Here is a 22,891-nt window from a genome sequence, read left to right on the forward strand (position 1 = left end):
AAGGACGCATGACATGACCCGACGCGAGGACATGACCCTCACCTCCTCCGGCTACTTCGTCTCGCAGGAGGCGCCGATCGCCGCGGCGAACCCGATCCCCCGCCCCGCTGCCGCTCCCCCGGACATCCTCCGGTGCGCCTACATGGAGCTCGTGGTGACCGATCTCGCGGCATCCCGCGCGTTCTACGTCGACGTGCTCGGCCTCTACGTGACCGAGGAGGACGACACGACGATCTACCTGCGCTCGACCGAGGAGTTCATCCACCACAACCTCGTGCTCCGCACGGGCCCGGTCGCGGCGGTCGCGGCGTTCTCGTACCGCGTGCGCTCACCCGAGGACCTCGACCGCGCCGTCGCCTTCTTCACCGAGCTCGGGTGCCGCGTCGAGCGCCGACCCGAGGGCTTCGTGAAGGGCATCGGCGACGCGGTCCGCGTCGAGGATCCGCTCGGCTTCCCGTACGAGTTCTTCCACCAGGCCGACCACGTCGAGCGGATGTCGTGGCGGTACGACCTGCATGTCCCCGGCGAGCTCGTGCGCCTGGACCACTTCAACCAGGTCACGCCCGACGTCCCGCGGGCGGTGTCGTACATGCAGAGCCTCGGATTCCGCGTCACGGAGGACATCCAGGACGAGGAGGGCACGGTGTACGCGGCGTGGATGCGCCGGAAGCCGACCGTGCACGACACCGCGATGACCGGCGGCGACGGCCCGCGCATGCACCACGTGTGCTTCGCGACGCACGAGAAGCACAACATCCTCGCGATCTGCGACAAGCTCGGGGCGCTGCGCCGCTCCGACGCGATCGAGCGCGGACCGGGGCGACACGGCGTCTCGAACGCGTTCTACCTCTACCTCCGCGACCCCGATGGCCATCGCGTCGAGGTGTACACGCAGGACTACTACACCGGCGACCCCGACAACCCCGTCATCACGTGGGACGTGCACGACAACCAGCGCCGCGACTGGTGGGGCAATCCGGTCGTGCCGAGCTGGTACACCGATGCGTCGCTCGTGCTCGATCTCGACGGCAACCCGCAGCCCGTGCGCGCCCGCACCGACGCGAGCGAGATGGCGGTGACGATCGGCGCCGACGGCTTCTCGTACACGCGACGAGACGACGACGAGGCGATGCCCGAGTGGAAGCAGGGCGAGTACAAGCTGGGGCACCAGCTGTGAGCCTCTCGGCCGAGGCGATCCGGGCGATCGCCGACGAGCTGGCCGCGGCCGACCGCGACCGGACGCTCATCCCGCGCATCACCGCGCGCCATCCGGAGGCGACCGTCGACGACGCGTACGCGATCCAGGGCATCTGGCGCGACGGCCGGATCGCCGCAGGGCGGCGCCTCGTCGGCCGGAAGATCGGGCTCACGTCGCGCGCGATGCAGCAGGCGACGGGCATCTCCGAGCCGGACTACGGGGTCATGTTCGATGACACGGTCTGGGAGAGCGGCGCGCGCATCCCGCACGACCGCTTCTCGAACGTGCGGATCGAGGTCGAGCTCGCGTTCGTGCTGAGCGCGCCGCTCGAGGGCCCGCACTGCACCCTCTTCGACGTGTTGCGGGCCACCGAGTACGTCACGCCCGCACTCGAGATCCTGAACTCGCACGTCGAGCTGGAGGGGCGGACGATCGTCGACACGATCAGCGACAACGCGGCGTACGGCGGCCTCGTGCTCGGCGGCAGCCCGACTCGGCCCGACGACGTCGACCTGCGCTGGGTGTCGGCGCTGCTCTACCGCAACGAGACGATCGAGGAGACGGGCGTCGCCGCCGGAGTGCTCAATCACCCCGGCACGGGCGTCGCGTGGCTCGCGAACAAGCTGCACCAGCACGGAGCGCGTCTCGAGGCGGGCGAGATCGTGCTCGCGGGCTCGTTCACGCGCCCCATCTGGATCGACAGGGGCGACTCCGTGCTCGCCGATTACGGCCCGATGGGAGCCATCTCATGCCGCTTCGTCTGAATCCGACCCTTCGGCACCGGCTCGCGGAGGCGACGCGGCCGCTGTACGGCGGATGGGTGTGCTCGGGCTCTCCCGTCGCCGCCGAGATCATGGCGGGATCGGGACTCGACTGGGTGCTCATCGACATGGAGCACGCCCCGAACGGGCTCGAGTCGGTGCTCGCGCAGCTGCACGCCGTGTCGGCGTACCCCGTGACCGCGGGCGTGCGCATCCCGTCGGCCGACCCCGTCGTCATCAAGCAGGTGCTCGACCTCGGCGTGCAGACGCTCCTCGTGCCGATGATCTCGACCGCCGACGAGGCGCGTGCGGTCGCCGAGGCCGCTCAGTACCCGCCCGCAGGGCGACGCGGCGTCGGCAGCGCCCTCGCGCGCTCGGCGCGCTGGAACCGGGTCGACGGCTACCTCCGCGACGCGGCCGAGCATGTCGCCGTGTACGTGCAGATCGAGACCGCGGAGGGCGTCGACAACGCCGCCGACATCGCGGCGACGCCGGGCATCGACGGCGTGTTCGTCGGCCCGGCCGACCTCGCGGCGTCGATGGGGTTGCTCGGGCAGCAGACGCACCCCGACGTGGTCGCCGCGGTGAAGCGCGTCTTCGAGGCGGCCGCGGCCGTGGGTCGGCCGTGCGGCGTAAACGCGTTCGACCCCGCGGCTGCGCGCGCCTACGCCGAGGCCGGCGCGCGCTTCCTGCTCGTGGGAGCGGATGTCGCGCTGCTCGCACGCGCATCGGAGGCGCTCGCGGACGGGTTCATCGGAGAGGACGCGGAGCGCGGGCGCGCCGCGACCTGACCGGGGCGATCACGCGGACACCCCCCGTTGAACGGGAACGCGCTCATGCACGTGCTCCGCGGGGCGCGTCGAAGTCGACGTCGACGAATCCCTCGAAGAAGCGCCGGAGATGCGCTGCCATGTCGAGGAGTCCCGGCTCGAGCAGCCACTGCACCTGCAGGCCGTCCATCATGGCGATCGTCGCGATCGCCGCGCGCTCCGGAGAGACGCCGTCGCGAAGCCGGCCCTGCCGCTCGAGCGCTCCGAACGCGTTGCGCAGGTTCTCCCGCGTACGGGCGTACCGAGCGATGAAATAGCCGTGCGCCGGGTGCTCCGGCGACGTGGCCTCTGTGGAGAGGACGGCGAAGAGCTTGACGATCCCCGGGATCGTCGCGTTGTACTCTGCGAGGCGCACGAGGCCGCGCAGCGTGGTCGCGCCGTCATCCGGATCGAACGGAACGACCTCCATGGCGCGCACGTCGCGCCGGTCGAGGACATCCGCGAGCAGAGCGCTCTTCGAGGGGAAATGGTGCAGCACCCCCGCCTCGCTCATTCCGACCCGGTCTGCGACCTCGCGCAGGGATCCTGAGCGGTAGCCGGACTCCGCGAACACATCGAGTGCTGCATCGAGGATGGCGGTGCGGACGGCGGCCGTCTTCGCGTACGGTCCCCGTCGGCGCTCGCGAGGCCTGGTCTGTGCAGGTGTCTTCATCGTCTTCCCCACGCTAGCCCGCCGCGGCGCTGCGGCGGAATGGATCACAATTTGGTCAACCGGTCGACTGAACGTGATCAAAACCTAGCGACCCCTTGTGTTTCGCGCTAGCGTACTCCGCAACGGCGATCCGATGGAGGCTCGCCCCTTACCCGAAGGACCGATGATGATCCGTTGGAAGGCCGCAGCAGCCACCCTCGCCGTGTCCGCGCTCGCTCTGACCGCCTGCTCCGGCAGCGGAGGCGGCGCCGGCGGCGAGACCGACACATCACTCACGCTGGGTGCGATCGCCCCGCCCGTCACGCTCGACCCCGCAGGAGCCGAATGGGGCAACCGCGCGCCCTACTACCAGGCGGTCTACGACACCCTGCTCTACGCAGACACCGAGGGCGAGATCCAGCCCTGGCTTGCGACCGAGTGGTCCTACAACGCCGACAACACCGTCCTCACGCTGACCCTGCGGGACGACGTCACGTTCACCGACGGCAGCGCCCTCACGGCGGAGGTCGTCGTCGAGAACCTCCAGCGCTTCAAGGACGGCACCTCCCCCGACGCCGGCTACTTCGCCGATGTCGCCTCCTTCGAGGCACCCGATGAGAAGACCGTCGTCATCACGATGAACGCGCCGAATCCCGCGTTCCTGGACTACCTCACGCGCGATCCCGGCCTCATCGCGTCCAGCGAGGCGATCGCGTCGGGCGACCTGACGACGGAGCCGGTCGGCTCCGGCCCCTACATGCTCGACGCCGCGGCGACCGTCACGGGCACCAGCTACGCCTACACCGCGAACCCCGACTACTGGAACAAGGACGTCCAGTACTACGACTCGCTCACGATCAATGTCTTCCAGGACCCCACGGCCGCATTGAACGCCATCAAGGCGAACGAGGCCGACGCCGTGCGCCTCTCGACCAACGACAACCTCGCCGAGGTCGAGGGCGCGGGGTGGACCATCAACTACAACGAGCTGGACTTCCAGGGCCTGCTTCTGCTGGACCGCGCAGGGGAGGTCAGCGAGCCGCTCGGAGACGTCCGCGTGCGTCAGGCCATCAACTACGCGATCGACCGCGAGGCGATGCTCGAGGCGGTGCAGAAGGGCAACGGCACCGTCACGACCCAGGTCTTCCCCGCGACCAGCGCGGCGTACGACGAGGCGCTCGACGAGTACTACACCTACGACCCCGAGAAGGCCCGCGAGCTCATGGCGGAGGCCGGCTATGCCGACGGCTTCACGATCTCGATGCCGAGCTCGGCTCTCCTCGGAGCGTCGACGTACTCTCTCATCGACCAGCAGCTCTCCGAGATCGGAATCACCATCGAGTACACCGACCCGGGCAACAACTTCATCGCAGACCTGCTCGCACCGAAGTTCCCCGCCTCGTACATGGCCCTCGAGCAGAACCCCGACTGGCAGCTCATCCAGTTCATGCTCGCGCCGAACGCGATCTTCAACCCGTACCACTACGAGGACGAGACGGCGAGCGCGCTCATGGAGCGCATCCAGTTCGGCGACGAGGCCGAACAGGAGGCCGGGGCCGCCGAGCTCAACCGGTACATCGTCGAGCAGGCATGGTTCGCCCCCTTCTACCGCGTCCATGGCGTGATGGCGTCTGCTCCTGGCACCTCGGTGGAGATGGTCCCGACCAACGCGTACCCGTCGATCTTCGACATCCGCCCCGCCGAATGATCTCCGCCCGGGCCGCCTCCTGCGGCGGCCCGGGCTCCTGACAGGAGCGAAGATGCCCACCTTCATCGCCCGGCGCCTGCTCTCCGGCGCCATCATGCTCGTCGTCATCTCGGTCGTCGCGTTCACGCTGCTCTATCTCGGGGGCGGCGACATCGCGCGCCGCATCCTCGGCCAGAGTGCGACGGCCGAGACGGTCGCAGCCAAGGCCGCGCAGCTCGGCCTCGATCGCCCGCTGGTCGAGCAGTTCGCGGACTGGTTCACCCGCGCGCTCACCGGCGACCTCGGACGCTCGTGGTTCAGCAGCCAGTACGTCACCGTGAGCATGGAGACCCGTCTCCCGGTCACGCTCTCGATCGTGATCGGCTCGACGCTCATCGCCGCCGTGCTCTCGGTCGTGCTCGGCGTCCTCGCCGCGAGGAGGGGAGGCTTGGTCGACGGGCTCGTGCAGTTCCTCGCCGTCGTCGGCTTCGCCGTTCCGGGGTTCCTCATCGCGCTCGGGCTCGTCCTGCTGTTCGCGATCAACCTGGGGTGGTTCCGGGCGACGGGGTACACGCCCATCGCCACATCGCTCGGCGGCTGGCTGGCGTCCATCACGCTGCCGGTGATCGCCCTCGCCATCGGCGCGATCGCGACCGTCGCCCAGCAGATCCGCGGGTCGGTCCTCGACGCCCTCAGTCGCGACTATGTCCGGACGCTCCGCAGCCGCGGACTGCCGGAGAACCGTGTCGTGTACCGGCACGTGCTGAGGAACGCCGCGGGGCCCGCGCTCGCCGTGCTCGCGGTGCAGTTCATCGGCATGCTCGGCGGCGCGGTGATCGTGGAGCAGGTGTTCGCCCTGCCCGGCATCGGCCAGCTCGCGGTGTCGGCCACGACCCAGGGCGACATCCCCGTCGTGATGGGCATCGTCGTCATCACGGCCATCATCGTCGTCGTCGTGAATCTCGCGATCGACCTCGCGCAGGCAGCGCTCAACCCGAAGGTGCGACTCTCATGAACGCCACCCCGACCCCCGCTCTCCTCCGGCGCCTGCTCCGCCGGCCTCTCGCCGTCGTGTCGCTCGCCGTGCTCACGGTGATCGCGCTTGCCGCGGTGCTGGGGCCGGCGATCGCCCCGCAGGACCCGCACTACTCCGACATCGCCGCCATCCTGCAGGCCCCGAGCGCCGCGCATCTGCTCGGCACGGACTCCGCAGGGCGCGACGTCCTGTCGCGCCTTCTCGCCGCGACGCAGATCTCGATCGCGTCGGCGCTCGTCGCACTGGTCACGGCTCTCGTCATCGGCGTGCTGTCGGGACTGGTCGCCGGCTACTATCAGGGCTGGTTCGACGCCGTCTCGTCCTGGGTCACGTCACTCGTCATGGCGATGCCCGGAATCGTCGTGCTCCTCGCGGCCCGCGCTGTCCTCGGTCCCAGCGTGTGGATCGCGATGCTCGTGTTCGGCGTGCTCATGGCGCCCGCGTTCTTCCGCCTGGTCTACGCGAGCGTCACCTCCGTGCGCGGCGAGCTCTACGTCGACGCCGCGCGCGTCTCGGGACTCGGCGACGGCCGCATCATCGGCCGGCACATCCTCAACGTCGTTCGCGCACCCATCCTCATCCAGTCGGCGATCATCGCGGGCATCGCGATCGCCATCCAGTCGGGCCTGGAGTTCCTCGGGCTCGGCGACCTTGCCGTGCCCACGTGGGGCTCCATGCTCAATGACGCCTTCACGAAGATCTACACCCAGCCGATCCTCATGCTCTGGCCGTCGCTCGCGATCGCGCTCACGTGCATCGCGCTGACGCTCCTCGCGAACGCGATGCGAGACGAGCTCGAGCGCACGGTGTCCGTCCGACGCCGGCGCCGCCGCGCCGTGTCGGGAGCGACCGGATCGGTCGCGGCGGTCACGACATCGTTCGCCATGAGCGGCGCCGATGCGCCCGTCGACCTCGACGAGCCGCCGGTGTTCGAGACCGCCCCGGTCGTCGTGCACGAGGAGGACGCGCGATCGGCCCTCCGCACGCACGACGTGCTCCTCAGCATCCGCGACCTGCGCGTCGGATACGACCAGCCGAACGGCTCGACCATCGAGGTCGTGCACGGCGTCTCGCTCGACGTGCGGAAGGGCGAGGTGCACGGGCTCATCGGGGAATCCGGCTCGGGCAAGACCCAGACGGCGTTCTCCGTGCTCGGGCTGCTGCCGCGTGGCGGGCGCGTCACGGCGGGCACGATCGCCTTCGACGGCATCGAGCTCACGCAGCTCGGCGAGCGCGCCTACACGGATGTCCGCGGGCGGCGCATCGGCTACATCCCGCAGGAGCCGATGTCGAACCTCGACCCCTCGTTCACGATCGGCTCCCAGCTCATCGAGCCGCTCCGCGTCGGACTCGGGATGTCTTCGAAGGACGCGACGGACAAGGCGCTCTCGCTGCTCGACCGGGTCGGGATCCCCGACCCGAAGCGCACGTTCGCCGCCTATCCGTTCCAGGTCTCGGGCGGGATGGCGCAGCGGGTCCTCATCGCCGGCGCGGTCTCCACCGATCCCGAGCTGATCATCGCAGACGAGCCGACGACGGCACTCGACGTCACGGTCCAGGCCGAGGTGCTCGATCTGCTGCGCGGTCTTCAGGAGGAGCGCCACATGGCGATGCTGCTCGTGACCCACAACTTCGGGGTGGTGGCCGACCTGTGCGACCGGGTCTCGGTCATGCAGGACGGCCGCTTCGTCGAGCAGGGTCCCGTGCGCGCGATCTTCCGGGACGCTCAGCATCCGTACACCAGGACACTGCTGGAGGCGATCCTCGACGAGGGTCCTGCCCGCGGTCCGCTTCAGATGGCAGGAGGTGCGCGATGAGCGCCCCGATCCACGATGCTCCCCTCCTCGAGATCACGGACCTCGTCGTCGAGTATCCGGGCAAGGGGCTGCGCGGCCAGCCGTTCCGGGCGCTCAAGGGCGTCTCCCTCGACATCCGCCCCGGGGAGTGCGTCGGACTCGTCGGGGAGTCCGGCTCGGGCAAGACGACCCTCGGCCGCGCCGTGCTCGGCCTCGCGCCGGTGACGGAGGGCGCGGTCGTCTACGACGGCCGTGACATCTCGCACCTCTCACGTGCGGAGCGACGCGGGCTCGCGAGCGAGATCCAGGTGGTGTTCCAGGATCCGTACTCGTCGCTCAATCCCTCGATGACGATCGAGCAGATCCTCGCCGAGCCGCTGGGCGTCCAGGGCGTCAGCGCAGGCGAGGCGAAGGCACGCGTCCGCGACCTCCTCGACCAGGTCGGTCTGCCGACGGACGCCCGCACGCGGCTCCCGAGGGAGTTCTCGGGAGGTCAGCGGCAGCGCATCGCGATCGCCCGCGCCCTCGCGCTGTCCCCGCGCCTCATCGTGTGCGACGAACCCGTCTCGGCGCTCGACCTCTCGACGCAGGCGCGCGTGCTCGATCTCTTCATCGAGATCCAGGAGCGCACGGGCGTCGCCTATCTCTTCGTCACCCACGACCTCGCCGTGGTCCGTCACATCAGTCATCGCGTCGCGGTCATGTACCGGGGTGAGATCGTCGAGCAGGGAGGCGGCGAGCAGGTGACGTCGGCGCCGGTCCATCCGTACACGCAGCGCCTCTTCATGGCCGCGCCCGTTCCCGACCCAGACCGCCAGGAGGAGCGCCGCGCTCAGCGGCGCGCCCTGCTGGCCGCAGGACAGGAGGCCTGATGCCCTTCCACCGTTCGTCCGCCTTCGGAGACGCACTCGACAGCCCAGCCGCTCGCGCGGTGCTCGAGACGTTCCTGCCGGGGATCGCCGCATCGCCCATGGCGACCCAGTACCGAGGCGCCCGGCTCGGGCAGCTCGTGGGGTTCGTCCCGCAGCTCGAGGACCCCGCGGAGCGGGATCGGCTCTGGGCCGCGCTTGCATCGATCGAGGATGGCGATGACGCGACGCGCGAGTACCTGCCCGCGGTCGCGCCCGACCCCGACTACGACTCGGCTCCCCGCACGTCGGCGCCCGCATCGGTCGCGTCCCCCGTTCCGCGCTGGGGAGTCGCGGAAGTCCGGCTCGAGGGCCCGCGGCACGGCAACCCGTTCCTCGACGTCGAGCTCGAGGCGGTGTTCCGACACGGCGACCGCGAACTCCGCGCGGGCGGCTTCTACGACGGCGAGGGCGTCTGGATCATCCGCCTCCTCGCCGACGAGGAGGGCGACTGGACGTTCGAGACGCGCTCGACCGCGCGCTCGCTCGACGGGGTGACAGGGGGCTTCACGGTCGTCGCGTCCGGTGCGCCGGGGCCGGTCGTCGTCGACGGCTTCCACTTCCGCCACGCGAATGGCGACCGCTACCGGCCGGTCGGCACGACGGCGTACGCCTGGACGCATCAGCCGGAGCAGCTGCAGGAGGAGACCCTGCGCACCCTCGCCGATTCCCCCTTCAACAAGGTGCGGATGTGCCTGTTCCCGAAGTCGTATCTCTACAACGAGAACGAGCCTGACGACTTCCCGTTCCCGGGATCGCTCCAGGCGGGGTTCGATCTCGAGCGCTTCGACCCCGCGCACTTCCGTCGGCTCGAGGCGCGCATCCGCCAGCTCGGCGAACTCGGGATCGAGGCCGACCTGATCCTCTTCCACGCGTACGATCGCTGGGGCTTCGCCGATCTCGGCCCGGCCGTCGACGACCGCGTCGTGCGCTACGTCGTGCGCCGCCTCTCCGCGTTCGCGAACGTGTGGTGGTCGATGGCGAACGAGTACGACCTGCTCTGGTCGAAGAGCGAGGAGGACTGGGAGCGGCTCGCCGCGATCGTCGTCGAGGAGGACCCGCACGGGCATCTCCTCTCGATCCACAACTGCCGTCCCTTCTACGACCACTCGAGGCCGTGGATCACCCATGCGAGCGTCCAGCGCCAGGACGTCTACCGGACAGCCGAGTTCACGGACGAATGGCGCATCCGCTGGGGCAAGCCCGTCGTCATCGACGAGGTCGGCTACGAGGGGGACATCGACCAGGGGTGGGGAAACCTCACCGCAGAGGAGCTGATCCGCCGATGCTGGGAGGGTGCCGTCCGCGGCGGGTACGTCGCGCACGGCGAGACCTACCTCGCCGACGATGAGGTCCTCTGGTGGTCGAAGGGCGGGGTCCTGAAGGGCCATGCGCCCGCGCGCATGGCCTTCCTCGACCGGATCGTCGGCGAGGCACCCGGCGGCGTCGTCGATCCGCTGCCGAGCGACTGGGACGTCCCGTGGGGCGGTGCCGCCGATCGCTACCTGGTCGGGTACTTCGGCTTCAACCGCCCGCGGTTCCGGAACCTGGTGCTCCCGGGTGATCGACCCTGGCGCATCGACGTCATCGACACATGGAACATGACTGTCGAGCGGGTGCCGGGCGCCCATACGGGCGCCTTCCGCGTCGACCTGCCGGGCCGCCCCTTCATGGCCGTCCGTCTCGTGGCGGAGTGAGAGACGGCTCCGCGCCGGTCAGAGCTCGGCGCGGAGCCTGTCGCTCGCCGTCGCCATATGGACGGCCATCGACGAGGCTGCGGCATCCTCATCGGCCGCGTGGATGGCCTGAAGGATCGCCTCGTGCTCGCGGAGCGCGACCGCCGCCGCCTCGCGATCGTCGACGGCGCGATCGGCGTAGACCTGCAGGAGAGATCGCACGACGTGCAGCAGGTCGACGAGGAGGGCGTTGCCGGCCTCCTCGGCGAGCGTCTGGTGGAACTCGCGGTCGGCGCGCGCGAACGCGCCGAGATCGTCGAGGCTCTCGGCCATGGAGCGCACGTGCTGGGCCAGCTCAGCGTGCTGCTCCGGCTTCATCCGGCCCGCGGCGAGCCGAGCCACGTAGATCTCCAGCCCGGCGCGCAGCTCGAGCAGCTGCACCGTGTTGCGCTCTCCGATGAGCAGCCCCCAGCGCAGGGTCTGCGGGAGGAGCTCGCTCGTCTCTCCGCGAAGGTACGTCCCCGACCCGGGGCGCACGTCGACGATCCCGAGGATCTCGAGCGCGGCGAGCGCCTCGCGCACGGCCGAGCGGCCGACCCCGAGCGACGCCGCGAGCTGGCGCTCGGGCGGAAGCCGCGTGCCCGGCGCGATGGATCCGCTCGTGAAGAGGTCGAGCAACCGCCGTGCGACCTCCGACACCGGGCTCCCCGAAGGCAGGGTGCCCAGAGCAGACGCGATGTCGTCCGACGCGGCATCCGGATAGGCGGGCATGTCCCCAACTTACCGACCCTCCGGCCCAGGCTCGGATCACGGCACGGCGGACTTGTGATTGGTCAACCGGTTGTGCACAATGAGAGAACGCCTCTCCGAAGGAGCTCGAAGATGACCCGCCTCTGGAACGACCCGGCCGATTTCGCGGACGAGATGATCGACGGCTTCGTCGCGGCCAACAGCCGCAGCGTCCGCCGCGTGTCCGGCGGAGTGGTTCGGGCGACCGCCTCGCCGCAGGGCGAGGTCGCGGTCGTCGTGGGCGGCGGCTCTGGCCACTACCCCGCCTTCGGGGGTCTGGTCGGCCGAGGCCTCGCACACGGCGCCGCGATGGGCAACCTGTTCGCATCGCCCTCGACGCAGCAGGTGCTGGCTGTGGCGAGAGCCGCCCACCGCGGCGGCGGCGTCCTCTTCTCGTACGGCAACTACGCCGGCGACGTGCTGAACTTCGACGCGGCGCAGGAACGGCTGCGCGAAGCGGGCATTCCCTGCGAGACGGTGACGGTCACCGACGACATCTCCTCCGCGCCGCCGGCCGAAAGGCATCGCCGGCGCGGCATCGCGGGCGACCTCACCGTCTTCCGGATCGCGGCCGCGGCCGCCGAGGCGGGGTACCCGCTCGCCGAGGTCGCCCGGGCGGCCCGCCTGGCGAACGAGCGCACCCGATCGTTCGGCGTCGCCTTCACGGGCTGCACCCTCCCCGGCGCGGACGAGCCGCTGTTCGAGGTCGCCGAGAACCGGATGGCGGTGGGTCTCGGAATCCACGGCGAGCCGGGCATCGACGAGACGGACGTGCCGTCCGCCGACGCCCTCGCCGAGCTGCTCGTGGCGCGTCTCCTCGCGGAGCTGCCGGAGGGCGTCGAGTCGCCCCGAGGTGCGCGCGTCATCCCCATCCTCAATGGGCTCGGCGCACTCAAGTACGAGGAGATGTTCGTCGTCTATCGCCGCATCGCGCAGCTGCTCGAGAGCGCGGGGCTCGACGTCGTCGATCCGCACGTGGGCGAGTACTGCACATCCTTCGACATGGCCGGGACATCCCTCACGCTCTTCTGGCTCGACGACGAGCTCGCGGCCCTCTGGGAGACGCCCGTCGACACGCCCGCGTACCGCCGCGGAGCGCTCGCACCCGCGACCGCGGAGGAGGACGCAGCCCCGGCCGATCGCGGCGCCGCCCCGTCCGCACCGTCTCCCCTCGTCGCGGGTGCCGACTCCCGACGGGCCGCGCAGCGCGTGCTCTCGATCATCGAGGCCATCGCGGACACCGTGGACGCCCACGTCGACGAGCTCGGCCGGATGGACGCGGTCGCGGGCGACGGCGACCACGGCATCGGGATGCAGCGGGGCTCCCGCGCTGCGCGCGACGCCGCGCGTCAGGCATTCGCGGAGGGAACCGGCGCCGGCACGACGCTCGCGCGTGCGGCCGATGCCTGGTCGGATCGCGCGGGAGGGACATCCGGCGCCCTGTGGGGTGTCATCCTCTCGACGGTCGCCGACCGCCTCGGAGACAGCGACCGTCCGTCCCCCGACGCCATCGCGCAGGGCGTCGTGGAGGCGGCGGACCGCGTGATGGCGTACGGCAAGGCGCAGGTCGGCGACAAGACGCTCGTCGACGCACTGGTCCCGTTCGCCGAGGCGCTGTCCGCCGCGGTGGCCCGGGACACCGCGCTCGCCGCTGCCTGGCGCATCGCCGCGCAGGCCGCGACCGAGTCGGCCGCCGCCACCGCCGACCTCCTCCCCCGCATGGGCCGCTCGCGCACGCACGCGGAGAAGGCGATCGGCACCCCGGACCCGGGCGCACACTCGCTCGCGCTCATCGTCACGGCCGTCGCCGACGTCCTCGATCGGCCGGTCCCCACCCACCATGTCTCGAATCCGGCCGGAATCGCCCCACCAGACCCGCGCGAAGCGAGACATGCAGACGTGATGAAGGAGAGCTCATGAGCGACCAGCTGCGGATCGTGATCGGCTGCGATGACGCCGGCTACGACTACAAGGAGATCCTCAAGCGCGACCTCGAGCAGAACCCGGGCGTCGCGTCGGTGGTCGATGTCGGCGTGGGCGCAGACGGTCACACGCCGTACCCCCGCGTCGCGATCGAGGCGGCGCAGCGCGTCGCCGACGGCTCCGCCGACCGCGCCCTGCTCATCTGCGGAACCGGTCTGGGCGTCGCGATCGCGGCGAACAAGGTTCCCGGCATCCGCGCCGTCACCGCCCACGACAGCTTCAGCGTCGAGCGCGGCGTGCTGTCCAACAACGCCCAGGTGCTCACCATGGGCCAGCGCGTCGTGGGCATCGAGCTCGCCCGCCGCCTCGTGCGGGAGTGGCTCACCTACCGCTTCGACACCGCGAGCGCGTCCGCGGCGAAGGTCGCGGTCATCGACGAGTTCGAGCACACGGGCTCCTGCTGATGGCGCGTGTCCGGGTGGGGGTGAGCCTGAAGATGTACTTCGGTCACCGTCAGGCGACCGCGTGGTTCGCCGCGGTCGCCGAGCGCGTGCGCCGGCATGAGGCCATCCGCTCCGGGCGCGTCGAGCTCTTCGTGATCCCGACCTTCCCGCAGATCATCCCCGCCGTCACCGCGTTCGCAGGGACCCCGGTCCGCATCGGCGCCCAGGATGTCGCCGAGCACGACGCGGGGCCGTACACGGGCGAGGTCTCTCCGGTCGAACTCGCCGAGATCGGCGCGTCGATCGCGGAGGTCGGCCACGCCGAGCGGAGGCGCCTGTTCGGCGAGGACGACGGCGTCGTCGCACGCAAGACGGCCGCCGCTCTCCGGAACGGACTCACACCCGTCCTCTGCCTCGGAGAGACCGAGCCGGTCGCCCCCGGCGTCGCGGCCGAATCCACGGTCGCGCAGCTCCGCGCCGCCCTCGCGGACGCCCCGGCGGGGCCGGTCATCGCCGCCTACGAGCCCGTGTGGGCGATCGGAGCGCCCGAGCCCGCGCCCGCGGAGCACACCCGCGCGGTGGGCCGCGCACTCACGGCGACACTCGCCGAGCTCCCCGACCGCGACGGCTCGACGGTCGTGTACGGCGGCTCGGCGGGCCCCGGTCTCCTCACTCGGCTCGGCGATGACATCGACGGGCTCTTCCTCGGCCGCTTCGCGCACGACCCCGACGCCCTCCTCGCCGTCATCGACGAGGCAGACGCGCTCGGGAGGTCGCGGTCGTGATCGGGCTCGGAACCTACGCCTTCTTCTGGCAGCACTCCGAGCGCGCGCCGGAGCCGCTCTCGCTCCGCGCCGCGCTCGAGGCGACGCGCGATCTCGATGTCGGCCTGTTCCAGATCTGCGACTACGCACCCCTCGAGCGGATGTCCGACCGCGAGCTCCGCGAGACCGCCCGCGTCGCGCGCGAGCTCGGGGTGGCGATCGAGCTCGGCACGAAGGGGGTGGCGCCCGATCATCTCGAGCGGTTCGCGCGCATCGCGGAGCTCTTCGAAGCGCACCTCGTGCGCAGCATGGTGCATGCTCCCGAGAGTCGCCCGTCTCCGGCCGAGGCAGAGGCCTGGCTGAGGGCGGCCCTCCCCGCCTACCGCGCGGCCGGACTCGTCCTCGCCCTCGAGACGTACGAGCAGGTCGCCACGCGGCAGCTCGTCGCACTGATCGAGCGGATCGACAGCCCCGCACTCGGGATCTGCCTCGATCCGGCGAACGTCGTCGCTCGCCTCGAATCGCCGACGGAGTGCATCGAGGCGGCCGCGGCTCATGTGAAGAGCGTCCACGTGAAGGACTTCGCCTTCGCACGGCAGGAGGGCTGGGTGGGATTCACCTACTCCGGCTCCCCGCTCGGCGACGGTCTCCACGACTACGAGCACCTGCTGCGCGTCGTGCGTCCGCGCGAGCGCGGCATCAACGAGATCGTCGAGCACTGGCTGCCCTGGCAGGGCGATCCCGACACCACCATCCGGGCCGAGCGGGCGTGGACCCGTCGAGCCCTCGACTATCTGAGGAGCACGTCATGACCGACACCGCGACAGCGCAGAGCACCTATCGGATCGCCGTCTTCGGCGCCGGGGGGAAGATGGGGACCCGCGTCTCGAACAACCTCGCGCAGACCGACCACGTGGTCTGGTACGTCGAGAACTCGCCCGCCGGGCAGGACCGCGTGAGGGCGGCCGGGCGTGCGCTCTCGGACGCCGCGACCGCCGTCGCCGACGCGGAGATCGTCGTCCTCGCCGTCCCCGACCTCGCGCTCGGCCCCGTCACCGCCGAGCTCGTGCCGCAGCTCCGGCCCGGCACGATCGTCCTCACCCTCGACCCCGCCGCCGCCTATGCGGGCCTTCTCACCACGCGCGAGGATATCGTCCAGGCGGTCGCGCACCCGTGCCATCCGTCGATCTTCCTCCAGCGTGAGACCCCCGAGCAGTGGGCCGACACGTTCGGCGGCATCGCGGCGCCGCAGGACGCCATCGCCGCCGTGGAGTCGGACGACCCCGCGAAGAAGGAGATCGTCGAGGCGACCGTCCGCGCGATCTACGCTCCCGTGATCGACGTGCACTGGGTGACGGTCAAGCAGCTCGCGCAGCTCGAGCCGACCCTCGTCGAGACGGTCGCCTGCATGATCGGGGACCTGCTGAACGAGGCGCTGCAGGAGGCCGTGCACACGATGGGCGTGCCCGAGGCGGCCGCGCGCAGCATCCTCTACGGGCACACGCAGGTCGCGCTCGCCAACGGCCTGCGCGGCGACAACCCCTTCAGCGACGCGTGCCTCATCGCGATGGACTACGGACGCGAGAGCATCATCAAGGAGGACTGGAAGAAGATCTTCCGCGACGACGAGCTCGACAAGAACCTCGCGCGCATGCTGCACCTCGACGAGATCAAGCGATAGGACGACGATGACCAGGCTCCAGGGAAAGACCGCCCTCATCACCGGATCGGCGACGGGAATCGGCTTCGCCGTGGCCGCCCGCTTCGCCGCTGAGGGTGCGCGCGTCGTCATCGCCGACCGCGACGCGGAGGCCGGTTCCGCCGCTGCTGCGCAGATCGGCGCGGATCGCGCACGCGCCGTCGCCGTCGACATCGCGCAGGAGCAGAGCGTCGAGGCCGCGTTCGCGGAACTGGATGGCGCGGGGTGGTCGCCCGACGTCGTCGTCGCCAACGCGGGCGTGCAGCTCTTCGGCCAGGATGCGCCGGCGGCCGACCTCGACCTCGATGTATGGCGGCGCACGATCGACGTCAACCTGACGGGCACCTTCCTGACGGTCAAGCACGCGGTCCGGTCGATGCTTCCCCGGGGCGGCGGGTCGATCATCCTCACCGGGAGCCCGACGGGCATCAACGGCGAGGGCAGGGACTTCACCGCCTACAGCGCGTCGAAGGCGGGCATCCACGGTCTCGCCCGGACGGTCGCGGCCGCGTACGCCGACCGCAGCATCCGCGTGAACACGGTCGTCCCCGCGTACACCGAGACGTCGCTCGTGACGACGATCACAAGCGACCCCGAGGCGCGCGCCGCGATCATCGGCCGGATCCCGCTCGGCCGCGCGGGGGCCCCATCGGACGTCGAGGGGATCATGGTCTTCCTCGCGAGCGACGACGGCGCCTTCGCGACCGGAGCGCTGTTCGCGGTCGACGGCGGCATGACCACCCTCTGACCGGCTCTCGAGAGACGACGCTCCGTGACCCACGACGATTCCTGGCGCACGCCCTCCGAGGCCTGGCGCAGCGGCCCCTGGTCGCTCGAACGACGCGGCGACGAGCTCGCGGACGTGCGATGGCGGGGCCGGGTCGTGCTCCGCAGCGTCCGGGCCGTGGCGCGCGACCGCGACTGGAACACGCCGGCCATGCACGTGGATGCGGTCGCAGCGTCGCCCGGCGCCCTCGAGATCTCCGTGCACGCCGATGACTTCGGCGCGGCGATCTCGGGCGCGGTCCGCGTCCGGGCGGACGGCGACCGGCTGACGATCGGATGGCGCGGCGTCTCCGCTGTCGACTGGCTCACGAATCGCACGGGGCTCGTCGCGCTCCATCCGCCGCACCTCGCCGGCGCGGGCCTCGATGTCGTCCACGCCGACGGGTCCTCCGAGCGCACGGCGTTCCCGACCGCGATCAGCCCGCATCAGCCCGTCCGCGACATCACCCGGCTCGGATGGCGCGATGCGGGGATGGATGTGGCGGTCGCGTTCTCGGGCGACGTGTTCGAGATGGAGGATCAGCGCAACTGGACGGACGCCTCCTTCAAGACCTACAGCCGACCGCTCGACCTGCCGTTCCCGTACCCGGTCGCGGCGGGACAGGAGCTGCGGCAGTCGATCGAGATCTCGGTCGCGGGCGAGCCTGAGCCGGATCACGCGGTGTCCTCGCGGATCGGGCTCGTGCCATCCGGTGCGTTCCCCGAGATCCTCACGTGCGCATCATCCGCACCAGACCCGGCACCGGCCATCCCGCCGATCGGCGAGACGCTCCTCGTCGAGCTCGATCTCGCCGCCCCGAACTGGCGTGCGGCGCTTCATCGCGTGCCACAGCGACCGCTCGACGTGCGCCTCGTGCTCCCGCAGGACGACGAAGACCTCTCCCCTGTGTCCGTCCGCGCGCTCGACGCCGCGGTCGACGCGCTCGCCGATCGCGAGATCCGTCGGATCGCCGCGTTCTCGCGTCAGGTGCACACGGCCCGGTCGGTCCATGTGTCCGCGCTGCGGTGCGCTCTTTCGCGTGTGGGTGTGTCGGCGCACGTTGTCGTCGGCGCTCGCTCGCACTTCACCGAGCTGAACCGCGAGCAGGCCGCTCTCCCTGCGGATGCCGACGGCGTCGTGTTCGCGTCGACCCCGCTGTTCCACGCCCTCGGAACCGAGCAGCTCGTGGAGTCGGTCGCGATGCAGCGGCTCACGGCCGAGCAGGCTGTCCGGATCGCACGCGGCTTGCCGGTGCACGTCGGTCCGGTGACCTTGCGACCCCGGTACAACAACGTCGCGACCGCTCCCGCGCCGATGCCGTCGCGCGACGACCTCGCGGAGGGGTATGGCGCCGCGTTCACGGGCGGTGTCGGCGACCGTCAGACCGCTTCGGAGCTCGCGGCGTGGGTCATCGCGAGCGCGGCGGCGTTCGCCGTTCCGGGCGTTTCGAGCATCGCCTACTTCGAGGAGTGGGGGCCGCGCGGTCTATACACCGCCGACGGTGCGGTGCTTCCCGCAGTATCGGCGATGCGTGCCCTGGCGGCGCTCTCTGGCGCGGAGCTGCTGTCCGGCGCGAGTCCGGACGGTCTGCTCTGGGCGGTCGGAGGGCGACGCGACGGTCGCGAGGTGGTGCTCGCGGCGAATCTGTCTGACTCGGCGCGCACGGCGGTCGTCGAGGTCGATGGCCGCGAGATCGAGGTCGCCCTCGAGGCATGGGGATGGGCCGAGCGGACGGTGTGAGGCGGGATCCATTGAGCTGACCCGGGTCCAGGAATCCGCACCGTCAGCCACATCTCGGTTGGCGCTGCGCGGTGCACGCCCCCCTGTCGGAGGCTCCGAGGCCCTTCGCTTCGTTATCGTTCTGTGACCTTTTGTGCTTCGTTCTGGCTCGTAGGAGTCTTCGAATGTCCGTGGTGGGCGGGACACTGGTTCCATGAGCGATGGGGCTGTGTGGGGTGAAGGGGATGGTCCGTGCCCGACGGCTTCGGAGCGTGCGGCGGTGGAGTCGGCGATCGAGGCGATCCGGGCGGCGGACCGGGTGATCGCTCATGCGCAGGCGGCGCGTCAGATGGCGTTGGCGTCGGCGTCGCAGGTGGCGTGGGCGCAGCATGAGCGGCAGGTCGCGGCCGGGGGTTCGTCGCGGGCGTGGGCGCATCGGGCGATCGCGGAGGAGATCGCCGCGGCCACGCACACCCCGGGCCGGTCGGTGGAGCGGCAGATGAACGACGCCGCGAACCTCGTCTCCCGGTTCCCGGTCGTGCGGGACCGGCTCGCGGAAGGGACGGTGTCGCTCCCGCATGCGCGCACGATCGTGCTGTGCGGGGACCGGATCGATGACCCTGCCGTGCGGGCGACGTATGAGGTGCGGGTGCTGGAGCGGTTGGACCGGGTGCCGATGACCGCGGCCGCGTTGGCGGAGGTGGCGCGGAAGATCGCGCAGGAGCTGGACCCGGTCTCGATCAGCGACCGCCACAAGGCCGCCAGGAAGAGGCGGCGGGTGGGGTTCCGTCCCGGGGAGGACGCGATGGGCGCGTTCGACGCGGAGGTCGCGAACGTGCTCGGGGTCGGGATGATGGACCGCATCGACCAGATGGCCAAGACCGTCCTCGCCGCCCGCGCCGCCGCCCGCCGCGCCGGCGACCCCATAGCCCTCGCGGATGACCGCACCTTGGATGAGATCCGGGCGGACATCTTCACCGACCTCACCCTCACCGGCACCCCCACCGGCCACGACCACCTCTACGGCGCCACCTTCCCCGAACCGAGCAACAGCGCGGACGCGAAGGACAAGGACACCGACACCGGACTCGGCGCCACCAGGGACGGCACGGGCGGCGCGGCCGATGCGAAAGCCGGGGACGTCGGACTCGGCGCGAGCCCAACGGACGTCACGGGCTCAGCATCCGGCACGGGCTCCGCGGACGGTACGGGCTCTGCGTCTGGCGCGGGTTCGGCGTTCGGCCCGGCCGCGGAGCCCGCACGGAAGTCGGCCATGAGGCCCGTCGGGCTCGGCGCGATCCGCGGGAGCGTGCACATCACCATCCCCGCCGAAGCGCTCGCCGACCCCACCCACCGCACCGAAGGCGCCACCCTTGCCGGGGCAGGACCGATCCCGATCATCGACGCCAAGCAGATCGCCGCGGACGCGACCATCTGGAACCGGGCGTTCACCGACGCGAACACCGGCGTCCTCCTCACCGTGGATCAGAGATTCCCCACCACCGCGCAGCGGCGGTTCCTGAAGGCGCGGGACGAGCGGTGCCGGTTCCCGGGATGCCGGCAGGCCATCCGGAAGCACTACGTCGACGTCGACCACACCCACCCCCACTCCCGGGGAGGGCCCACGAACGTGGCCAATCTCGAGTACCTCTGTGAAACGCATCACATGCTCGAGCAGATGACCGAATGGACCGTCACCCAGACAGAAGGCGGCGTGCTCGAATGGACCTCCCCCAACGGGCGCGTCTACACCGACACCCCGCCACCGGTCGCCCGCTTCACCCCACCCGACGACGAACCACCACCCTTCTGACCGCAAGCACCCGAGGCAGACGGCAGGCGCCGCCGCCCGTCGTGTCCATGCCTCAGGCCGCTCTTCGCCGATAGGGTGCAGACGTGGATTCAGACGCGCCCGAGCACGAACAGCACCGACTCGATCTCGATGCAGCCTCGGCCGAACAGATCGACGACCCATGGTCGGCCCGACGACGCCTGGCGTGGGGGCTGGCATGGAGCATCCCGGTCGTCGCGCTCGTCGTCGGGATCGTGCTGACGAGCAGCGGAACGCTCGAGTTCACCCGGACGTACGACGGATACACCTACGAGGCCGAACACCATACGGTCTGGCCCGCCGGCCTCGCGCTGCTCGCCACCGGTGTCCTCGGTCTCACCGCGGCGGCGATCGCCACCGCCCTGATGCTGACTCCGCGGCCCGCCCTCGACAGCCGCTGACGCGCGCGTGCCGTCAGCCTGACGGCGCCGGGGCCAGCCGATAGAGCACGCGCGGGCGGCCCCGTCGCCCGTAGCTGTGGGCGATGTCGATCCGCCCCTCGGCGACGAGGTGCTCGAGGTACCGGCGAGCCGTCGCGCGCGAGATCCCGCACGTGGCCGCGAGTTCCTCGGCGGAGACCGAGCGGACGGGGTCGAGCGCCGCGAGGACGCGCTCGAGTGTCTGCGCGGCGAGTCCCTTGGGAAGCTCGACACGCCCCTCGCGCCTCGGCCGTTCGGGAGCCCGCGTGGTGCCGACGGCGAGGAGGCGGTCGATCTCGCCCTGCGAGAGACGCCGATCTGCAGCGTCTGCCCGTCGTCGGTCGGCGTCGGCCGCGTACGCTCGCAGCCGTTCCTGGAGCGCCTCCTGCGTGAACGGCTTCACGAGGTATCCCGAGACGCGTGCGGCGAGCGCCTGCCGGACGGTCACCTGATCGTGGGACGAGCTGATCACGAGGACGTCCGCCCCCGCCTCTCCCAGGGTCCGCAGACGGTGCAGGACCTCGATCCCGCTGATGTCGGGAAGCCGCATGTCGAGGAGCACGAGATCGACGCCGCGTCCGAGCTGGGCGAGCGCCGCTCGCCCAGTGGCCGCCGTCGCCGCCACGTAGAACCCCGGTGTCTCGGCGACGAACCGGCTGTGCAGGGCGCGCGCCGCGGCATCGTCGTCCACGATGAGCACCCCGATCCGCTCACTCATCGCTCGGCACCCAGATCGAAGTCGAACCGCGACCCGCCCAGCGCGGTTCGACGCAGCTCGATCGTGCCGCCGCGCGACGTGACGGTGCGCCGGACGAGCGCCAGACCGATCCCGCGCCCGACGCCCGACGCGTCCGGCTTCGACGAATAGCCGCGCGTGAAGACGCGATCGACGTCGGCGGGGTCGATGCCGGGCCCGTCGTCCTCGACGGCTCCGACGAACCGGCCGTCGACCTGCCGCAGCGAGCAGCGCACCGACGACGCCCCCGCCTCGGCGGCGTTGCGCGCGAGATTCGCGAAGACGAGGAGCACTCCCTCGTCGATCGGGACGTCCGGATCCATGTCGGTCTCGAGCCGCGTCCCACGCGCGCTCAGCTCGGAGCGGAGCGCCTCGATGCTCGCGCTCAGCAGCCCCGAGGGCCGCGAGACCCCCTCGCCCCCGTTCCCGGAGAGGACGGGCACGACCCCTTCGATGTACTGGAGTGCCTCTGCGCGGTCGCCGTGCGAGACAAGCCCGTGGATCACGTGGAGTCGGGTGCCGAACTCATGCGCCTGCTCGCGCAGCGCCGCCGTCACATGACGCAGCTGGCGGTGCTCCGCCTCCATGGCGTCGCTCCTGCGGAACCGTCGCTCGATCGCGGCCGCGAGCAGCGAGCTCGCCAGGGTTGCGGCGATGAGCGCGGCGGATGCCCAGGGCAGCAGCTTCTCGACGCCCGCGGCCGTCTGGGCGGAGATGCTCGACTCGAGGATGCCCACGGCCACCATGCCGACCACCGCCCCGTTCGAGCCGATCACGGGCACCTTCGCGCGGAGCGAGGCGCCCGACGGCCCCGTCTCGGTGCCGACGAACTCCTCCCCCGCGAGCACCGGCTCCGTGGTGGTCGACACCTGGACCCCTCGCTGAGACGGATCGGGATGCGTGATCCGCACGCCCTCGTCGTCGGTGATCACGACGTAGTACACCCCGGCCGTGCGCTGGATCACGTCCGCCAGCGGCTGCAGCGCCGCGGTCGCCGTCGCGAGGGAGGACGCGTCGGCGGTGCGCTCGGCGGTCCCGATCGCGCCGGCCGCCTCCACCGCCGTGCGGACCTCGTTCAGCTCGGCGAGACCGCGCGCCACGTCGTGCACGCGCTGCGTCGTCGCCTCCCGGATGCTCCGCTCCTGCACCGTGAGCGCGACGAGCGTCGTCAGGCCGACCGCGGCGAGCACGATGACGGATGGCAGGAAGAGCATCACGAGGCGCACGGCGCGCGTTCGGGTGTCGGCGGTCCTTGTCATGTCCTCGCGAGGATTCGGTG

Annotated in this window: 21 protein-coding genes; 17 read left to right on the plus strand and 4 right to left on the minus strand. The window is 71.0% G+C overall.

The genetic code is table 11. The annotated features are described in order from the left end of the window. Nucleotides 1-13 precede the first annotated feature (13 nt). From hpaD to ACOWU6_RS11735, 3 genes are read left to right on the plus strand one after another with little or no spacing between them, the layout of a single operon-like run. The gene (gene hpaD / locus ACOWU6_RS11725; protein WP_324011673.1) at nucleotides 14-1,177 is read left to right on the plus strand and encodes a 3,4-dihydroxyphenylacetate 2,3-dioxygenase; all 1,164 of its coding nucleotides are present in this window, start codon (nucleotides 14-16) and stop codon (nucleotides 1,175-1,177) included. Next, a complete protein-coding gene (gene hpaH / locus ACOWU6_RS11730) occupies nucleotides 1,174-1,962 on the plus strand; it encodes a 2-oxo-hept-4-ene-1,7-dioate hydratase (protein ID WP_421075782.1) in 789 nt (262 codons plus the stop codon). The genes hpaD and hpaH overlap by 4 nt, the downstream gene beginning before the upstream one ends. Next, nucleotides 1,947-2,750 carry an HpcH/HpaI aldolase family protein gene (locus tag ACOWU6_RS11735; protein WP_421075783.1) on the plus strand — a complete coding sequence of 268 codons (804 nt, stop codon included), beginning with the start codon at nucleotides 1,947-1,949 and terminating at the stop codon, nucleotides 2,748-2,750. The genes hpaH and ACOWU6_RS11735 overlap by 16 nt, the downstream gene beginning before the upstream one ends. 43 nt (nucleotides 2,751-2,793) lie before the next feature. Here the strand turns inward: ACOWU6_RS11735 and ACOWU6_RS11740 are convergent, their stop codons facing one another. After that, the gene (locus tag ACOWU6_RS11740) at nucleotides 2,794-3,441 is read right to left on the minus strand and encodes a TetR/AcrR family transcriptional regulator (protein ID WP_421075784.1); all 648 of its coding nucleotides are present in this window, start codon (nucleotides 3,439-3,441) and stop codon (nucleotides 2,794-2,796) included. 163 nt (nucleotides 3,442-3,604) lie between these two features. On the opposite strand from ACOWU6_RS11740, the gene ACOWU6_RS11745 reads away from it, so the two are divergent. The 5 genes from ACOWU6_RS11745 to ACOWU6_RS11765 are packed head-to-tail and all read left to right on the plus strand — an operon-like array spanning nucleotide 3,605 to nucleotide 10,544. Continuing rightward, nucleotides 3,605-5,128 (plus strand): ABC transporter substrate-binding protein, encoded by a 1,524-nt coding sequence (locus ACOWU6_RS11745; protein WP_421075785.1) that lies wholly within the window; start codon nucleotides 3,605-3,607, stop codon nucleotides 5,126-5,128. A 52-nt stretch (nucleotides 5,129-5,180) separates the two neighbouring features. Further along, entirely contained in the window at nucleotides 5,181-6,122 is a 942-nt protein-coding gene (locus tag ACOWU6_RS11750) for an ABC transporter permease (RefSeq protein WP_421075786.1), read from the plus strand. Then, nucleotides 6,119-7,960 carry a dipeptide/oligopeptide/nickel ABC transporter permease/ATP-binding protein gene (locus ACOWU6_RS11755; RefSeq protein ID WP_421075787.1) on the plus strand — a complete coding sequence of 614 codons (1,842 nt, stop codon included), beginning with the start codon at nucleotides 6,119-6,121 and terminating at the stop codon, nucleotides 7,958-7,960. Before ACOWU6_RS11750 ends, ACOWU6_RS11755 begins: the two co-directional genes overlap by 4 nt. Further along, nucleotides 7,957-8,811, plus strand: a complete 855-nt coding sequence (locus ACOWU6_RS11760; RefSeq protein ID WP_421075788.1) for an ATP-binding cassette domain-containing protein — start codon at nucleotides 7,957-7,959, stop codon at nucleotides 8,809-8,811. The genes ACOWU6_RS11755 and ACOWU6_RS11760 overlap by 4 nt, the downstream gene beginning before the upstream one ends. Then, nucleotides 8,811-10,544: a DUF5605 domain-containing protein gene (locus ACOWU6_RS11765; protein ID WP_421075789.1), complete on the plus strand. Its 1,734-nt coding sequence runs from the start codon at nucleotides 8,811-8,813 to the stop codon at nucleotides 10,542-10,544. Before ACOWU6_RS11760 ends, ACOWU6_RS11765 begins: the two co-directional genes overlap by 1 nt. 18 nt (nucleotides 10,545-10,562) lie before the next feature. Here the strand turns inward: ACOWU6_RS11765 and ACOWU6_RS11770 are convergent, their stop codons facing one another. Then, nucleotides 10,563-11,294, minus strand: a complete 732-nt coding sequence (locus ACOWU6_RS11770; RefSeq protein WP_421075790.1) for a FadR/GntR family transcriptional regulator — start codon at nucleotides 11,292-11,294, stop codon at nucleotides 10,563-10,565. A gap of 111 nt (nucleotides 11,295-11,405) precedes the next feature. Between ACOWU6_RS11770 and ACOWU6_RS11775 the strand changes: the two genes are divergently transcribed. The 9 genes from ACOWU6_RS11775 to ACOWU6_RS11815 all read left to right on the plus strand — a co-directional run bounded on the left by ACOWU6_RS11775 (nucleotide 11,406) and on the right by ACOWU6_RS11815 (nucleotide 20,858). After that, nucleotides 11,406-13,232, plus strand: coding sequence for a dihydroxyacetone kinase family protein (locus ACOWU6_RS11775; protein ID WP_421075791.1), 1,827 nt, complete (start codon nucleotides 11,406-11,408; stop codon nucleotides 13,230-13,232). Then, a complete protein-coding gene (locus ACOWU6_RS11780) occupies nucleotides 13,229-13,699 on the plus strand; it encodes a ribose-5-phosphate isomerase (RefSeq protein ID WP_421075792.1) in 471 nt (156 codons plus the stop codon). The genes ACOWU6_RS11775 and ACOWU6_RS11780 overlap by 4 nt, the downstream gene beginning before the upstream one ends. Next, the gene (locus tag ACOWU6_RS11785) at nucleotides 13,699-14,463 is read left to right on the plus strand and encodes a triose-phosphate isomerase family protein (protein ID WP_421075793.1); all 765 of its coding nucleotides are present in this window, start codon (nucleotides 13,699-13,701) and stop codon (nucleotides 14,461-14,463) included. Before ACOWU6_RS11780 ends, ACOWU6_RS11785 begins: the two co-directional genes overlap by 1 nt. Further along, nucleotides 14,460-15,254, plus strand: coding sequence for a sugar phosphate isomerase/epimerase family protein (locus ACOWU6_RS11790; RefSeq protein ID WP_421075794.1), 795 nt, complete (start codon nucleotides 14,460-14,462; stop codon nucleotides 15,252-15,254). Before ACOWU6_RS11785 ends, ACOWU6_RS11790 begins: the two co-directional genes overlap by 4 nt. Beyond that, on the plus strand, nucleotides 15,251-16,123 hold the full coding sequence (locus ACOWU6_RS11795; RefSeq protein WP_421075795.1) for a phosphogluconate dehydrogenase C-terminal domain-containing protein: 873 nt from the start codon (nucleotides 15,251-15,253) through the stop codon (nucleotides 16,121-16,123). Before ACOWU6_RS11790 ends, ACOWU6_RS11795 begins: the two co-directional genes overlap by 4 nt. A 7-nt stretch (nucleotides 16,124-16,130) precedes the next feature. After that, nucleotides 16,131-16,889 carry an SDR family NAD(P)-dependent oxidoreductase gene (locus tag ACOWU6_RS11800; protein ID WP_421075796.1) on the plus strand — a complete coding sequence of 253 codons (759 nt, stop codon included), beginning with the start codon at nucleotides 16,131-16,133 and terminating at the stop codon, nucleotides 16,887-16,889. A 24-nt stretch (nucleotides 16,890-16,913) separates the two neighbouring features. Beyond that, a complete protein-coding gene (locus ACOWU6_RS11805; RefSeq protein ID WP_421075797.1) occupies nucleotides 16,914-18,647 on the plus strand; it encodes a hypothetical protein in 1,734 nt (577 codons plus the stop codon). Nucleotides 18,648-18,975: 328 nt separating this feature from the next. Then, the gene (locus tag ACOWU6_RS11810) at nucleotides 18,976-20,439 is read left to right on the plus strand and encodes a DUF222 domain-containing protein (protein WP_421075822.1); all 1,464 of its coding nucleotides are present in this window, start codon (nucleotides 18,976-18,978) and stop codon (nucleotides 20,437-20,439) included. 83 nt (nucleotides 20,440-20,522) lie between these two features. Then, a complete protein-coding gene (locus tag ACOWU6_RS11815; RefSeq protein ID WP_421075798.1) occupies nucleotides 20,523-20,858 on the plus strand; it encodes a hypothetical protein in 336 nt (111 codons plus the stop codon). Nucleotides 20,859-20,871: 13 nt separating this feature from the next. On the opposite strand, the gene ACOWU6_RS11820 is transcribed toward ACOWU6_RS11815, so the two are convergent. Together ACOWU6_RS11820 and ACOWU6_RS11825 are read right to left on the minus strand one after the other, a co-directional pair. Continuing rightward, nucleotides 20,872-21,594 carry a response regulator gene (locus ACOWU6_RS11820; RefSeq protein WP_324011681.1) on the minus strand — a complete coding sequence of 241 codons (723 nt, stop codon included), beginning with the start codon at nucleotides 21,592-21,594 and terminating at the stop codon, nucleotides 20,872-20,874. Next, entirely contained in the window at nucleotides 21,591-22,871 is a 1,281-nt protein-coding gene (locus ACOWU6_RS11825; protein ID WP_421075799.1) for an ATP-binding protein, read from the minus strand. Before ACOWU6_RS11825 ends, ACOWU6_RS11820 begins: the two co-directional genes overlap by 4 nt. Nucleotides 22,872-22,891: the final 20 nt, after the last annotated feature.

Source organism: Microbacterium sp. SA156 (assembly GCF_049065455.1).
GTDB classification, from domain to species: domain Bacteria; phylum Actinomycetota; class Actinomycetes; order Actinomycetales; family Microbacteriaceae; genus Microbacterium; species Microbacterium barkeri.